Annotated in this window: 18 protein-coding genes; 7 read left to right on the forward strand and 11 right to left on the reverse strand. The window is 64.3% G+C overall.

The window, feature by feature from the left end:
• Window positions 1-105: 105 nt before the first annotated feature.
• Entirely contained in the window at window positions 106-366 is a 261-nt protein-coding gene (rpmA, locus tag JF515_RS17325) for a 50S ribosomal protein L27 (RefSeq protein ID WP_203105717.1), read from the reverse strand.
• 26 nt (window positions 367-392) lie between these two features.
• Window positions 393-704: a 50S ribosomal protein L21 gene (gene rplU, locus JF515_RS17330; RefSeq protein WP_203105718.1), complete on the reverse strand. Its 312-nt coding sequence runs from the start codon at window positions 702-704 to the stop codon at window positions 393-395.
• Between the two features lie 249 nt (window positions 705-953).
• Between rplU and JF515_RS17335 the strand changes: the two genes are divergently transcribed.
• Complete coding sequence (locus JF515_RS17335; RefSeq protein ID WP_203105719.1) at window positions 954-1,925, forward strand: polyprenyl synthetase family protein; 972 nt, start codon at window positions 954-956, stop codon at window positions 1,923-1,925.
• Window positions 1,926-1,945: 20 nt separating this feature from the next.
• Window positions 1,946-2,527, forward strand: coding sequence for a YajG family lipoprotein (locus tag JF515_RS17340; protein WP_203105720.1), 582 nt, complete (start codon window positions 1,946-1,948; stop codon window positions 2,525-2,527).
• Window positions 2,528-2,533: 6 nt separating this feature from the next.
• Here JF515_RS17340 and JF515_RS17345 read toward each other — a convergent pair whose 3' ends face one another.
• Complete coding sequence (locus tag JF515_RS17345; RefSeq protein WP_203105721.1) at window positions 2,534-2,722, reverse strand: CPXCG motif-containing cysteine-rich protein; 189 nt, start codon at window positions 2,720-2,722, stop codon at window positions 2,534-2,536.
• 4 nt (window positions 2,723-2,726) lie between these two features.
• Entirely contained in the window at window positions 2,727-3,119 is a 393-nt protein-coding gene (locus JF515_RS17350) for an HIT domain-containing protein (protein WP_203105722.1), read from the reverse strand.
• Window positions 3,120-3,296: 177 nt separating this feature from the next.
• Here JF515_RS17350 and JF515_RS17355 point away from each other — a divergent pair, with 177 nt between their 5' ends.
• On the forward strand, window positions 3,297-3,686 hold the full coding sequence (locus tag JF515_RS17355; RefSeq protein WP_203105723.1) for an MAPEG family protein: 390 nt from the start codon (window positions 3,297-3,299) through the stop codon (window positions 3,684-3,686).
• A 44-nt stretch (window positions 3,687-3,730) separates the two neighbouring features.
• Here the strand turns inward: JF515_RS17355 and JF515_RS17360 are convergent, their stop codons facing one another.
• On the reverse strand, window positions 3,731-4,744 hold the full coding sequence (locus JF515_RS17360; protein WP_203105724.1) for an AraC family transcriptional regulator: 1,014 nt from the start codon (window positions 4,742-4,744) through the stop codon (window positions 3,731-3,733).
• Window positions 4,745-5,015: 271 nt separating this feature from the next.
• Here JF515_RS17360 and JF515_RS17365 point away from each other — a divergent pair, with 271 nt between their 5' ends.
• Window positions 5,016-5,219 carry a hypothetical protein gene (locus JF515_RS17365; RefSeq protein WP_203105753.1) on the forward strand — a complete coding sequence of 68 codons (204 nt, stop codon included), beginning with the start codon at window positions 5,016-5,018 and terminating at the stop codon, window positions 5,217-5,219.
• Window positions 5,220-5,282: 63 nt separating this feature from the next.
• Here the strand turns inward: JF515_RS17365 and JF515_RS17370 are convergent, their stop codons facing one another.
• On the reverse strand, window positions 5,283-5,663 hold the full coding sequence (locus JF515_RS17370; RefSeq protein ID WP_203105725.1) for a hypothetical protein: 381 nt from the start codon (window positions 5,661-5,663) through the stop codon (window positions 5,283-5,285).
• 227 nt (window positions 5,664-5,890) lie between these two features.
• On the opposite strand from JF515_RS17370, the gene JF515_RS17375 reads away from it, so the two are divergent.
• Together JF515_RS17375 and JF515_RS17380 are read left to right on the forward strand one after the other, a co-directional pair.
• Window positions 5,891-6,322: a phasin family protein gene (locus JF515_RS17375; RefSeq protein WP_203105726.1), complete on the forward strand. Its 432-nt coding sequence runs from the start codon at window positions 5,891-5,893 to the stop codon at window positions 6,320-6,322.
• Between the two features lie 114 nt (window positions 6,323-6,436).
• Complete coding sequence (locus tag JF515_RS17380) at window positions 6,437-7,750, forward strand: ABC1 kinase family protein (RefSeq protein ID WP_203105727.1); 1,314 nt, start codon at window positions 6,437-6,439, stop codon at window positions 7,748-7,750.
• A 216-nt stretch (window positions 7,751-7,966) separates the two neighbouring features.
• Here the strand turns inward: JF515_RS17380 and JF515_RS17385 are convergent, their stop codons facing one another.
• The gene (locus tag JF515_RS17385) at window positions 7,967-8,518 is read right to left on the reverse strand and encodes a porin family protein (protein ID WP_203105728.1); all 552 of its coding nucleotides are present in this window, start codon (window positions 8,516-8,518) and stop codon (window positions 7,967-7,969) included.
• 132 nt (window positions 8,519-8,650) lie between these two features.
• Between JF515_RS17385 and JF515_RS17390 the strand changes: the two genes are divergently transcribed.
• Complete coding sequence (locus JF515_RS17390; RefSeq protein WP_238401153.1) at window positions 8,651-11,050, forward strand: hybrid sensor histidine kinase/response regulator; 2,400 nt, start codon at window positions 8,651-8,653, stop codon at window positions 11,048-11,050.
• 9 nt (window positions 11,051-11,059) lie between these two features.
• Here JF515_RS17390 and JF515_RS17395 read toward each other — a convergent pair whose 3' ends face one another.
• The 4 genes from JF515_RS17395 to JF515_RS17410 all read right to left on the reverse strand — a co-directional run bounded on the left by JF515_RS17395 (window position 11,060) and on the right by JF515_RS17410 (window position 14,485).
• Window positions 11,060-12,400, reverse strand: coding sequence for a VWA domain-containing protein (locus JF515_RS17395; protein WP_203105729.1), 1,341 nt, complete (start codon window positions 12,398-12,400; stop codon window positions 11,060-11,062).
• Between the two features lie 3 nt (window positions 12,401-12,403).
• Window positions 12,404-13,336, reverse strand: a complete 933-nt coding sequence (locus tag JF515_RS17400) for an AAA family ATPase (protein WP_203105730.1) — start codon at window positions 13,334-13,336, stop codon at window positions 12,404-12,406.
• Between the two features lie 46 nt (window positions 13,337-13,382).
• Window positions 13,383-13,733, reverse strand: a complete 351-nt coding sequence (locus JF515_RS17405; protein ID WP_161385866.1) for a putative quinol monooxygenase — start codon at window positions 13,731-13,733, stop codon at window positions 13,383-13,385.
• Between the two features lie 65 nt (window positions 13,734-13,798).
• Window positions 13,799-14,485 carry a nitroreductase gene (locus JF515_RS17410; protein WP_203105731.1) on the reverse strand — a complete coding sequence of 229 codons (687 nt, stop codon included), beginning with the start codon at window positions 14,483-14,485 and terminating at the stop codon, window positions 13,799-13,801.
• Window positions 14,486-14,540: the final 55 nt, after the last annotated feature.

Genomic DNA, 14,540 nt, shown 5'->3' on the forward strand with positions numbered 1-14,540 from the left:
GATGGGTATTCTAGCGTAGCTTGCCGTTTGTGGCCCGCCGTCCGACAGCCACAAAAAAGCCCCGCGGGCCGAGCCTCGCGGGGCTTTCGTGTGATCCCGAAGGGATCAGGCCACGGGCTCGATCACCACGTACTTGCGACCCAGCGGGCCCTTGGTTTCGAACTTCACGCGACCGGCCTCGGTGGCGAAGATCGTGTGGTCCTTGCCCATGCCGGTGTTCACACCGGAATGGAAGCGGGTGCCACGCTGACGGATGATGATCTCGCCGGCCTTGACTTCCTGGCCGCCAAAGCGCTTCACGCCAAGGCGTTTACTTTCGGAATCGCGACCGTTACGAGTACTACCACCGGCTTTTTTATGTGCCATGTCTCAATCCTCTAATGCGTTACGGATCAGCCCTGGATCCCGGTGATTTTCACCGCCGTGTACCACTGGCGATGGCCTTGCTGCTTGCGGGAGTGCTTGCGGCGACGGAACTTGACGATTTTCACCTTCTTGTGGCGGCCTTGCTCGACCACCTCGGCGGAAACCTTGGCGCCGTCCAGCAGGGGCTGGCCCACCTTGACGTCGTCGCCGTCGGCAACCAGCAGCACCTGATCGAACTCCACGGTCTCACCGGTGGCCACTTCGATCTTCTCCACGCGCAGGGTATCACCCTCTTCAACGCGGTACTGCTTGCCACCCGTCTTGATGACTGCGTACATCTTGCTTGCTCCGGATAAATCCACTCGCGGGCGGGCGTCCACATTCGGGAGGCCACTTTCGGTGCCCGGGGGATGATGAAAACAGGGTCGCGAAGTGTACGCTAACCGGAGCCTCTTCTCAAGAGGCCCGCGGCCATCCCCGGAGCCGCCCCGCGCGGCGGCTTCACCGGCGATGGCTTTTCTTGACTGATCGGGCCCCGCTGCTAGCATTGCCCGCTGTTCACGCCCCCTTTTTTGGAAACGCGCTCCATGGATTTCAAGGCCATCAGTTCCGTCGTCGGCGACGACTTCGAGGCGGTGAACCGCTTCATCACCCACCACCTGGACACCGAGGTCCCGCTGATCCGGGAAGTGGGCGACTACATCGTCGGCTCCGGCGGCAAGCGGCTGCGGCCACTGGTGGGCCTGCTCAGCGCCCGGGCTTCCGGCTACACCGGCGACCAGCACGTGGACGTGGCGGCGGTGATCGAATTCCTGCACACCGCCACCCTGCTCCACGACGACGTCGTGGACGAATCCAGCCTGCGCCGGGGCCGCCCCACGGTGAATGCGGTGTGGGGCAACTCCGCCAGCGTGCTGGTGGGTGATTTCCTGATCTCCCGGGCCCTGCAACTGATGGTGGCGCTGGAGGACCAGCGCCTGCTGGAAATCCTCTCCCAGAGCACCAATACCATCTCCGAGGGTGAGGTTCTGCAGCTGCTCAACACCCGCGACCCGGACACCACCGAATCCAGCTACATGCGGGTGATTCACGACAAAACCGCCAAGATGTTCGAATCCGCCGCCGAAACCGGCGCCGTGCTGGGGGCACGCAACGGTCCGAACCGCTGCGCGGACTTCGCCACCTTCGGTTTGCACCTGGGCATCGCTTTCCAGCTCATCGACGATGTGCTGGACTACCAGGGCGACGTCAGCGAGTTGGGCAAGAACGTGGGCGACGACCTGGCCGAGGGCAAGCCCACCCTGCCCCTGATCTACGCCATCCAGCATGGCGCGCCCCAGCACGCCGAGCTGATCAAGGCCTCGATCCGCGGGGGCGGCCTGGATCACCTGAGCGAGATCGTCGACATCGTGCGCGAGTGCGGCGGCCTGAGCTACACCATCGAGCGGGCCGCCGAGCACACCGAACGGGCTCTGGACGCGCTGTCATCGGTGCCCGAGTCCCCCTATAAGGACGCGCTGCGCCGCCTGGCGGAGGAATCCTTGCAGCGCACCTACTAACTGGATGAATGGAGAATGGCATGAAACAGCTTCTCGTCCTGGCCGCCGCCGCCCTGCTGGCCACCGGCTGCGCGCTCAGCCCTCAGCAGATCGAGGTGGCACCCAAGCCCGAGGTGGAAGCGGCCAACCTGGGCCACAACCGCCCGGTGGAAGTCATCGCGGTGGACTCCCGTGGCCAGAAGGCGTTCGGCTCCCGTGGCGGCGTGTACAAGGACACCGCCCTGGTGCAACCCTCCAACGACGTGCGCGCGGCACTGGCGGACTCGGTGCGCAAGGGCCTGCAGAGCCTGGGGTTCAATGCCTTCAACCCGGGCCCGGACGCCACCACCCTGGAAGTGCGCCTGGAAAAGCTGGATTACATCCCCGAGGAAGGCTCGGTGGTGAACCGGGTCAACCTGGACCTGACCCTGCTGGCCGAAGCGCGCCGTGGTGACACCACCCACACCGGCACCTACAACAGCAGCGTCGAGCACAAGCTGCCGTTCACGCCCTCGGCGGCACGCAATCAGGAAATGGTCAACCAGATCCTCAGCCGCTCCATCGAGCGCCTGCTCAACGACCAGGAGATGATTCGCTTCCTGGCCGGCGACGATATGCCCTGAGACCGCTCATTCGTTCTCCGGGCGCGCCGTCACCTCCGGCGCGTCCGGGTCCGTCATCGCCACCGTGAACAGCAGCGGTCGGCAGCAGACGTGGCAATCCTCCACGTATTCCTGATCCCCCTGGGACGGATCCACCAGGGCATCGAACCATTCCCAGCAATGCGGGCACTGCACCGGCACCGGTATCAGTTCCATCGCCCTACTCCGGCAGCCGCAGGCGCCGCAGCCAGTCCGGCTCCGTCTCGACCGGTCGAGGCTCACCCTGCCCCCACACCGGCCCCGGCCAGCACGGGTCGCCCTCGAAGCGGGCGATGACGTGCACATGCAGCTGCGGCACCAGATTGCCCAGCGCGCCCAGATTGATCTTGTCCGCGCCGGTGACGCGCTCCAGCTCGGCGGCGAGGTGATTCACCGTGGTCAGCAAAAGAGCCTGCTCCGGCAGCGGCAGATGGTGCCACTCGCGCAGGCCATCGCGCTTGGGCACCACGATCAGCCAGGGAAAGCGGGCATCGCGCATCCAGCGCAACCAGCACAGATCGGTTTCGCCCAGCGCGCCGGTATCGGCCGCCAGACGGGGGTGGAGAGTGGTCATGGTCACAAATCCGCCTTAAAAGCCCGGGGCGACGGCTGGGCAAGACCGCCGCCGTCGCCTAAGATGATACGCAAAAATTAGCGCTCTCAAGAAAAGCCGGCGAGCATACACAAGTACGCAAGGGGAACGCCGGTCCATTTCCAAGGATGGCGTACGATACCTGTCTGGGGGAAGATCATGGAATGGGTAGCCATCATTACCGTCGTGGCGCTGTTGCAATGCGCCCTGTTCAGCTTCCTGGTCGGCCGCGCCCGGGTCAAATACCAGGTGCGCGCACCGGCCGTGCACGGCCATGAAATCTTCGAACGCTGCCAGCGCGGCCACGCCAATACCGTGGAGCAGTTGGTGCTGTTCCTGCCAGCGCTGTGGTTGTTCGGCTGGTATCTGGAACCGCGCGCGGCGGCGGTGCTCGGCGTGCTGTTCGTGATCGGCCGGCAACTTTACTTCAACGCCTACCTGCAGCAGCCACGCAATCGCGGTCGTGGTTTCCTGATCGGCTTCCTGGCCACCCTCACCCTCCTGCTCGGCGGCCTGGGCGGCGCCGTCTTTCAGCTCATCTCCGGCTAACGATCACCCGGGCTATCGATCATCCGGGCTATCGATCATCCGGGCTATCGATAGTCCGACGGGCTGCGCCCGGTCCAGCGACGGAAAGCACGGGCGAAATTGGAAGCATCGGAATACCCCAGCGCCAGGGCGATTTCATCCACCGAGCGGTGGCTCTGGGTCAGATATTCCACCGCCAGCCCTTTGCGCAGGTCATCCAGCAGGGTCTGGTAGCTGGTGCCCAGTTGCTGGAGCTTGCGCTTGAGCGTCCGTGACGACATATGCAGCTCCGACGCCACGTCGTCGACACCGGGGAAGCCTCCGGAGCCGGCCAGCATGATGCGCCGTACCTGGCCAAGCAGCGCCGGCGGCGCCTTGATCCGTTCCATCTCCTGCTCGCACTGGGCGGCGGCCATCTGGGCCAGGCGCGGGTCGGCGAAACGCAGGCGCCGCTGCAAACGCTCCACCGGAAAGCGCATCTGGCTGTAGGCGCAATCGAAGTACACCGGCACCGGAATCAACGGACGCAACCGGGAGAAATAGGCCGGCTCCGGGTAGGAGAAGCGCAGCTCACCGAGGATTTCCACGTCGGGAATCAGTTGCATGGCCATGAAATGGAAACTGGAGAACAGGCTCTCCACCACCAGCGGCGCCAGATCGCCCAAGGCCAGCATTTCGTTGACCTGGAGCACCGCCCAGTCACCGTCGCTGAAACTCTCCAGCTGAATGATGGTGCTGCGGGTGCGGAAGAACTTGACCGCCAGCTCGATGGCGTCCCCCAGTGTCTCGCTGCTCATCGCCGCGTAACCGAGAAAACCATGGGATGAGAGGGTCATGGACGCCCCCAGCTCCCAGCCCATCCAGGGCTCGCCGGTGAGTGCCAGGGCACGCCGGGCGAAACGGTCGAACACGGCGGCGGTGAGCCGCGCCTTGGGATCGCGCCAGCAACCCGGTTCGATCGGCAACCCTTCCAGGGCGCGCTCCTCCTCGATGCCACGCTTATCCAGAAACTCCAGCATCAGCGCCAGATATTCGGCGGAGATGGTGTAGTCCTCCGCGCTCATTTTTAGAATCGTCATACTTATTGTCCCATGGCCCAATATGACCAGCCCGGGCACAAGATACGCATACCCTTCCGGCCAAGGCAAGACCACAGCGACAACACGACGCCGGAGGAAAGTCATGACCGCCAACTGACAACCTGGGTCACATCCTGCCATGGCGCGCCGCCGGCGGCACCGGCGCCGTTTGGGTGGCGAAATCCCAACTTACTGATTTTTATATGAAAAGCCGGAGCCATGGAGTGGCACGATTCTGGCTTTGCCAGAATCGGGCAGAGGAATGGTCACCATGAGCAAAATCGTCAGAGTGGAAAAGCGGCACCCGGAAACGGCCCTGGAAAACCTGAACCGGCTCACCGGGCTGGATTTCCAGAGCTGGCCGGAATCTCTGCTGGAAACAGGTGAGGACGTGGTCGTCGACAACCTCGACACCGCGTCGCGGCCCGAGGGGGGAAGCCTGGCGTGCCGGCGCGTGGCCGATAACGGTCGCTAACCCGGCTGGCGGGCCCCGGGGGGAAGAAAAGGGGCCCGCCCCGCGGCTTGATGCCGAACAGTGTCAGTAGTTGGAGATCAGCTTGTCCTGGGGACGCAGTGCCGTGCCACGGCGCTGCATGTACAGTTCTTCCACCACGTAGAGCATGCCCGGATCGGAGAGGCGCAGGGAAATCTGAACCTGTTCCACGTTGTCGGTGAAACGCAACCGCACCAAGCCGGACAGCAGCGCGCTGCCGTCACCTTTCACCTGCGCGGCATCCACCAGCACCGCCTGGTCGTTCTTGGTGTCCAGGTAACGAACCAGCAACTGAACCTGGCCCGGCTCCCCGGAGACCCTGGTCCAGGCCGCCACATTGAACTCCGCATCCCACTGTCGCGCGCGGGCCGGTCGCCCGTCCGCCCAAATCCGGCTGGGCACCTTGGCGATGAACTTCTCGATCATGAATTCGTATCTCGGCCGATTGGTACTTTCCTATGGAGTGTACGGGGCCCCGGGCGGTTCCCGCCACGTTCGAATTGGCGCCGGCGTTGGGAGCTCCATCACAGGCTGCCCAATTTCCTACACCTTTCCATTGTTTAATTGTTCGACAATGCATACTCCATCCAAGCGACGGCGCCCGTATCGTTCACGGCGAAGAGGTTAGCGAAGACGCTTAGGAGGTACACATCATGGGTGAACTGAAAGACCTGCGTGAAGATCAGGAAAAGCTGCTGAGCCGCGTCAGGAGTTTCGGCGACAAGCTCTACCTGGCCGGCCTGGGCGCCTACAGCAAGGCCGGTGACAGCTCCGAGGAGCTGTACGAACAGTACGTCGAGGCCGGTAGCGAAGCCTATGGCGATGACGCCGAGGGCAAATCCAAACTCCTGCTGGCCGGTCGCGGCTTCACCGTGCGCGCCCGGGCGCTGCTTGAAGAAGCGCCGCGCAAACGCCAGGAGCTCTACGAACAATTCATCAGCACCGGCAAGGAAGCCCGTGGCGAGAAAGCCGAGACCAGCAATGAGTTCGTTCTGGCGGGGCTCGGCGCCTTGACCACCGCCCGCGAGCAGAGCCGCAAGCTGTTCGAAGAGCTGGTGAGCGCCGGCGAAAAACAGCGCGCCTGATTCTTATTCCCTTTTTCTGCCTACTCTCCTTTGGCGGGGCCCCTGTGGGCCCCCTTTTTTTGCGCCGCTGGCGGCGCTAGGCTTGCGGAATTCGAAACCAGCAGCGAGCAGACCATGGCCAAACGCCGTGACCGGGCCGCCACCGGCGGTCGTTTCTGGAAACTCACCGGCATGACCACCTCCATCGCCACCCGGGTGGCGGGCCAGCAGGTGCGCGGCTGGTTCCAGTCGGAGCAGGACCGGCGCGAAAGCCGCGAGGAACTGATGCGCCACATAGGCCGCGAGGTGGCCGCCACCCTGGGACAAATGAAGGGGGCGGTGATGAAGGTCGGCCAGATCGCCTCGCAAATGCAGGATGTGCTGCCCCGGGAAATCAGCGAGCAGTTGGCGGTGCTGCAGAACGCCTCGGCGCCGATGCCCTTCCATGTTATCCGGCGGCAGCTTGAGCGGGAGCTGGGCGGCCCGGTGGCGGATCATTTCCAGGACTTCCAGGAAACACCGTTCGCCGCCGCCTCCATCGGCCAGGTCCATCGCGCCACCACCCTGGAGGGCGAGCAGGTCGTGGTCAAGGTTCAGTATCCGGCGGTGAAGGCTTCCATCGATTCCGACATGAAGCACCTCAAGCGCATCCTCAAGCTCGGCAGTCTGTTGCGCGTCGACGAGCGGGCCCTGGACGCGGTGTTCCGGGAGATTCGCCAGCAGTTGGATGAGGAACTGGATTACCACCAGGAAGCGGAAAACCTGAACCTGTTCCGGGACTTTCATCGTGACGATCCGGATGTGGTGATCCCGCGGGTATTCCCGGCCCTGTCCGGGGCCACCGTGCTGACCCTCAGTCTGGAGGAAGGCACGCCGCTGGAGCAGGTGGACGACGCCCATGGCTTCGATCAGGCCCTGCGCAACCGGCTCGGCGAGCGGCTGTTCGATCTGCTTGCCCGTCAGATCTTCCAGCTGCATGCGGTGCATTGCGACCCCCACCCGGGCAACTTCGCGTTCCGCCAGGATGGCGCCATCGTGTTCTATGACTTCGGAGCGGTGAAGCGCCTTCCCGCCGAGGACGTGGCCTTGATGGCGGCACTCACCGGCGCCGCGCTGTCCGGTGACTGGGCGCGGCTGGATCAGGCGCTGGTGGACATCGGCGCCCGCCGCGCGGACACCTCCGTGCCGGACGGCTTTTACGAAGCCTGGGTGCCGGTGCTGATGCAGGGCATCGCCGACACGCCGTTCGACTTCGAAACCGCCCGGGTCCACCAGGACGTGATGAAACAGGCCAAAGCCTCTGCCTGGGAAGACATGCTGAAGTTTCAGCCCAGCTCGCGGACCCTGCTGGTGCAGCGGGTGGTGGGCGGACATTACTGGACCATGAAGAACCTGGGAGTGGCCAGCGCGCTGCGCCCGCGCCTGGAGCGGATTCTGGAGAGCCGTTGACGCAATCGTGGCGGGAGCGACTTCAGTCGCGATCACGGGGGCGCCCTCTTCATCGCGGCTGAAGCCGCTCCTACCGTGTTCCGCAGGCGGCGGGGCGTATTCGCCGCTTAGCCGTAATGGACGGACGAAAAAGGAAACGCCGGCGTTCAAGCCGGCGCTTTCGGTTCGCCTTCCCTGGCGGTTCGGGGCCTCCCTTTCCCCGGATAGGGGGACGGATCAGAACGCGGAGCGCAGGCCCACGCTGATGCCGGAGATTTCTTCATCGTCCTGATCGTAGTAGCGCATGTACTCCAGGTTCGCGCCAAAGGTATCGGTCAGGTTGAAGTCGATGCCGGCACCGTAGGATTCACCTTCGTAGTGCTCGTCATCGTCCACGGAGTAGTCGATACCGGCCACCGAACCCTCGGCTTTCACGGTACCTTTGAGTTTGGTGTAACCACCGATGATGTAGGGGTGCACGGCTTCGGCCAGAGGCGCGGAGAGTTTCACGTAACCGCCGTACATGTTGTCCAGTTCGAAGTCGACGATGCCCTTGGAATCCTCATCGAAGCCCATGCCACCGCGGGCCTCCAGGCCGATGTAGTCATTGAACTCGATGCCGGCACGCAGAACGGCGGCGTCGATTTTCAGCGTGTCGCTGTCGTACTCGTCGTTGTCGTACTGGAACTGGCTGTAGTTGGCGCCGATATACGGACCCGCCGCGAAGGCGCCGCCGGCCACCAGAGTACAGGAGAGGACCATTGCCTTGCCCAGAATCTTGACCTTCATTTGCGTCTCCTTTTGCGTGTGAAGTCATCAGTTTGAAACAGGGTACTTGGCCTCGTTCCAGAACCCCCGTTAAATACGGTAAAAGCAACGTGATAATAATCACATTCGGCGACAAGCCACCGGGAAGGGTGAATGAAGCGTTCGATGAGGGCGGCGGGGATAATGATCGGGCTGCTGCTGCTACTGGGCGGTGGCGCCCATGCAAACATTTTGACACTGGGCGATCAGCCCTCCTATGACGCGGCGCCGGCGTTGCGCTGGCTGGACGGCGGCGAACGGCGGCTGACACCGGAGCAAGCACTGCGGCGCCTGCGCGACGGCGATGGCCAGCGCCTGTCCGACAGCTACCCCACCCTTGGCTTCCGCCAGGGCGACCAATGGCTGCTGCTGACCCTGACCAACCACTCCGCGCTGGACCTGTGGTATCTGCGTGCCGCGCGCCCACACCTGGACCAGCTCGACCTGTATGTGTTCGATCAGAGCGGGCAGCGTCTGCACCATTGGCGCAGTGGCGACCGGGTGGCGTTCGAGCAACGCCCCCTGCCCCACTACCAACTGGTGTTTCCGCTGGTGATCCCTGAGGGCGCGCGCTGGTGGCTGCTGTTCCAGGCCCGTGGCGATAATGTGATCGATTTCCCCCTGACCCTTCGCACGCCGGATGATTTCAATCGTCTGGATGGCCGGCTCAATCTGTTCCACGGCTTTTATTTTGGCGCCGTGGCCATCCTGTGCCTGTTCAACCTGCTGATTTTTCTTTCCATCCGAGAACCCAGCTACCTTCATTATGTGCTCTACCTGGGGACCTTCGGGCTCAATCTGTTCGCCCGGGAAGGCCTGGCGTTTCAGTGGCTCTGGCCCGGCGCGCCGGACTGGAACCACCACAGCCTGACGGTGCTCAATCTGCTTACCCTGGCTTTTTCAATGGTGTTTTCCTGTTCCTTTCTGGAATTGCGCAAGCGGGCACCGGCGCTGAACCGGGCACTCACCGGCACCGCCGTGGCGCTGATGATTCTGGCTCCGATCTCCTTGCTGAATTTTGATTTCTTTATCCAGTTTTCTTCCGCCATCGTATTGCCATGGCCGTTCATCGCCACCGGTCTGGCGATCTGGCTGGTGGGGCGCGGCTACCGCCCGGCACTGTTCTATCTGATCGCTTTCGCCTCGGTGGCGGTCACCTCGGTGATCTACATTCTCAAGACCTTCAATCTCGTGCCCGGGCACTGGCTGATCGAGAACGCCTTCCAATTGGGCATTCTGATCGAGGCGGTACTGCTGTCCTTCGCCCTGGCCCACCGCATGACCACACTGAAAACCGAGAACGACCGCATCCAGCGTGAAGCCAACGAGGTGCTGGAACGGCGCGTGGAGGAGCGCACCCGGGAACTGAACGCGGCGCTCAGCGCCCGCGGCGAGTTCCTGGCGATGATGAGCCATGAAATCCGCACGCCACTGAACAGTATGATCGGCACCGTGGACATCCTGCGCGACACCCCACTCAATGACGAACAGCGGCGGCATCTGCATGTGATCGAGCAGTCCGGCGCCGCGCTCACCAACCTGATCGATGATGTGCTCGACTATTCCCGTCTGGACGCTGGCAAAATGCCCATCGATCAAACCCCCTTCGACCTGCCGGCCCTTATCCGTGATTGCACGACGCTGTTCGAGCACCGTGCCCGCCTGCAGGCCAGCGAGCTACGCCTGACGCTGTCACCGGAGCTGGGAGAGTACTGCATCGGCGATCCGGTTCGGCTACGGCAGATCCTGGTCAATCTGATCGGCAACGCGGTGCAATTCACCCATGACGGCGCCATCGACGTGAGCGCCCGCCGCGAGGAGGCCAACCGCGATTATGTACTCTTCGAGGTACGGGACACCGGCATCGGCATCGCCCCCGGCCAGCTGGAGCACCTGTTCGATTATTTCCAGCAAGGCCGACCCGGCGCCCGCCCGCCCCAGGGCGGCAGCGGCCTGGGCCTGGCGGTATGCCGCCAGCTGGTGGAGATCATGGGCGGCGAAATCGGCGCCCAGAGCACCTTGCACAGCGGCTCGCTGTTCTGGTTCCGTCTGCCACTGCCACCCGGCGAGCCCAGCCAGGAAGAGGCCACCCCCGCCACCGTGGTCGAGGGCCCCGGCGCGCGCCTGCTGATCGTCGACGACAACCACGTCAACCTGCTGGTGGCCGAGGGGCTGTGCCGCAAGCTCGGCCACGAATGCGAAACGGCGGAAAGTGGCACCGAGGCACTGGCGACCCTGCTGGCCCGACCGGACGGCTTCGATCTGGTGCTGATGGATTGCGAAATGCCCGACATGGACGGCTTCGAGACCACCCGGGCGATCCAGCGTCTGCAGCGGGAAGGGCGCCTGCCGGTGATTCCGGTGATCGCCCTGACCGCCCACGCGGTGCCGGAGAAAATCGCCGCCTGCCACGACTCCGGCATGGTCGGCCATATCGCGAAACCGGTGAATCTGGCGCGCCTGAACCAGGCGCTCAACGCGGCCCTGGACGGAATCGCCAACAGCCGCCGTTGAGCCCGGCCGCTAATCAAGCTGGCGCAACAGCGCGTCGGTAAACCGGCTCAGATCATTGAGCGAGGCGCAGCGCCGGGCATCACGGCAGTAAGGCAGGTAGCGCGCCATGATGGCATCACCGCTGTTCCAACGCGACGGTGGCTCGGGGTTGAGCCAGAACACCTGGCGGGCGCGGCGGGCAATGTCCGCCAGGTGGCGCTCACCGGCGGGCAGGTCGTTGTTGCGTGCGTCACCCAGGATAATCACCGTGGTCTGGCGGTCGATCTCGCCCCGGCAGCACGCCTCCAGCTCCTGGAACATGGTGCCGTAGTCGGTGCCGCTGCCGGACACCCGGTCGAGAATCCGCCCCACCGCCACGTCCGGCGAATAGCGGTCGAAATCCTCGGTGACCTCATCGAAGCGCGCCGCGAAGGCGAAGCTGCGCACCCGGGGCAGCACATCGGTCATGGCGTAGAGAAATTGCAGCAAAAAGCGGGCGGCGTCGCGCACCGAGCTGGACACATCGCAGACCACCAGTACCTTGGCCTTGAGGCGGCGCCGCTCACGCCAGTGCAGTTCCACCGGCACGGCGTTATAGCGCAGGCTCGAGGCCAGGGTGCGGCGCGCATCCAGGGCGCCCCGGCGGGCTTTTTTCTGGCGGCGCTGGTGGCTGCGCGCCAGGCGCCGGGCAAGACGTCGCACCAGTTCCTGGACCTGTTGGAACTCACGCAGATCCCGGAACGGCGCCGCCCGCAGAGTGTGCTCTCGGAGCGCGCGCCCGTGGGCACGCCCATGCAACTCGAACTGCCGCTGCACATGGGCCAGCGCTCGCTCGCGTACCCCGCCGCGCCAGTCACGAAGCTGCTCGGCGCGGTGGCGGTCGGCGTGGCGCGGGGAAGCATCCAGGCGCAGAATCTCGTCGTCCACCGCGCCCATCCCCATGCTCATCAGCAGACGCCGGGCGTAGAGCCCCTGCTGGGTGATCACCTGCATGGCGGTGAAATCGATGCCGGCGGCGGCCTGGGCCAGGGTTTGTTCCAGTTGCGTGCCGTCCTGGGAAAGCAGCGACGCGGCGGTCGGCTCCAGGCTCTCGCCGCTCTCCCCGTCCGGGGCTGGCGCCGGCGGCGGCTCGCTCCCGGCCTCGCCGTCGCTCTCCTCGAACTGGAAAAAAGTATCGAAGCAGTGGTCGAAATCCGGCCGCTCCGCCTCGCTCTTAACCAGGGTCAGGGCGAGGGTCTCACGGAACTGCTCGCGGGGGTGGTAACCGATCAGGGCGGCGGCGCGGAACGCTTCCTCCGCTTCCACCGGCGAAATACGGACGCCGGCGCCACGCAGGGCGCGCACGAATTCATGCAGGCGCCGGGCGGCCATGACTCAGGACGCGCCGCCGTGCCGGCGGAACCAGTGCGGCAACAGATCCCGGGCCAGCTCCGCGTCCTGTTCGTTCTTCAGCACCAGGGTCAGGGTCTGCTCCACCAGCTCCGGCTCCAGGCTGTCGGCGTGCAGCAGCACCAGGGCCCGGGCCCAATCCAGGCTTTCCGATACCGCCGGCAGCTTCTTCATGTCCTGCTCGCGCAGGTGCTGGATGAAGTCCACCAGCTGCTCACGCAGCCGGGCATCCAGTTCCGGCACGCGCTCGGCCAGAATACGTCGCTCCAGGGCCGCTTCCGGGTAAGGGATATAGAGGTGCAGGCAGCGCCGCTTGAGGGCGTCGGACAGCTCCCGCTGGTCGTTGCTGGTGAGAAACACCAGCGGCTGGTGGCGGGCGCGCACCGTGCCCATCTCCGGAATCGAGATCTGGAAATCCGAAAGCAGCTCCAGCAAGAACGCCTCGAACTCCTGATCCGCCTTGTCGATCTCGTCGATCAGCAGCACCACCGGCTCGTCGGCGCGCAGGGCGCGCAGCAGCGGCCGCGGCTCCAGGAAGGTCTCGCTGTAGAAGGCGTCCCCCAGGTCACCGAGCCGGTGCATGCTCTGCTCCAGGCTCTCGGTGTCCGCCAGCACCCCACTGAGCTTGTCGCGCAACAGTTGGGTATAAAGCAGCTGCTTGCCGTACTTCCATTCATACAGCGCGCGGCTCTCATCCAGACCTTCGTAGCACTGAAGCCGGATCAGCGGCGCTTCCAGGAAGCCGGCGGCGGCCTTCGCCAACTCGGTCTTGCCGACGCCCGGCGGGCCCTCCACCAGCACCGGCTTGTGCAGCTGCGCCGCCAGATACACCGCCAGAGCGGTACGCTGGTCGCAGATGTAGCCCTGGCGGGCGAAGCTTTGCGTGACGTCGTCGACGGAATCAATCCGCGTCTTCATGGGAACGCGCCCCCTAGTACCTGTTTGGTGGTGTTATTGTCGTGTCTCAGTGCAGGGTGGTGCCGTCGGCGAGCGTGGTGACCGTCTGGCCGGCCGGGGCTTCCTCGCCATCCTCGGTGACATCGAAGTGCAGCGAATGCACCTCGCCGTCGATCATATCCGGGATGCGGTCCAGGAAGTCGTCCAGGTAATCGGACTCGAAGTGCCGTTCCAGGGCGTCCAGGTCGGTCCACTGCTGCCACAGCATGATGACCCGGGGCGAATCCGCCTTCAGGTAAACCTCGTAGGACAGACAGCCTTCCTCGTCACGGGCCTGACGAGCCAGATGCTGGGCGAGCGCCACCGCGCTCTCGCGCAGATTATCGCGGACCGGAATCAAACCTTTGACAATGACCATACTGCTCTGGGGAACGGGGAATGAACCCGGCAGTATATCACGAAACGGCGTTCCAGTCCGCCCGCTCACAGGGCCGCCTTGAAGGTGACCGAGTCCCCCAGCGGGGCACGGCCCACCCGGGTGCGGTTGGCCGCCACGCTCTCGTCCTCGTAACCGAAGCTGATCCCCAGAAGGATGGCGGTGCTGTCCGGCTCGCCGAACACATCCCGCACGTCATCGGGGTAATAGCGCATGCTGCCCTGTGCGCAGCTGCCCAGGCCGTGGGCGGTCATGGCCAGCATCAGCGACTGGATGTACATGCCCACATCCAGGGCCACGGTGGGGCCGAAGCCACGCTCCATGCCGATGAACACCACATGGGGCGCGTCGAACAGCTCGAAATTGCGCAACTGGGCGCGCAGGCGGCCGGGCTTGTCGTCCCGGGCGATGCCCATGTTGTTGTACAGCTCCACCGCGCAATCCACCTGTCGCTGCCGGTAGACGCCCTCGAACTTGCCGGCGTTGGGTTCGAAATCCGGCGCCGTGGGCACCCCGGCGGAAACCTTCTCGACCATGCGGCGGCGCAATTCATCCCGGGTCTCGCCGGAGGCCACGAACACCTTCCAGGGCTGAATGTTGCAATTGGAGGGCGCCAGTTGGGCCAACTCGAAGACATCGCGCAGCACTTCGTCGGGGACCGGCTTGTCCAGGAAGCCGCGCACCGAACGACGCTGTCGCATCGCCTCGGCCAGGGAAACGGATTCAGGGCTCATGGGCATCCTTTGTTCTTTAATTAAAATGGAATGGAGTTCCATCCTATCCATTCGC

This window comes from Alloalcanivorax marinus, assembly GCF_016785095.1.
Lineage (GTDB): Bacteria > Pseudomonadota > Gammaproteobacteria > Pseudomonadales > Alcanivoracaceae > Alloalcanivorax > Alloalcanivorax marinus_A.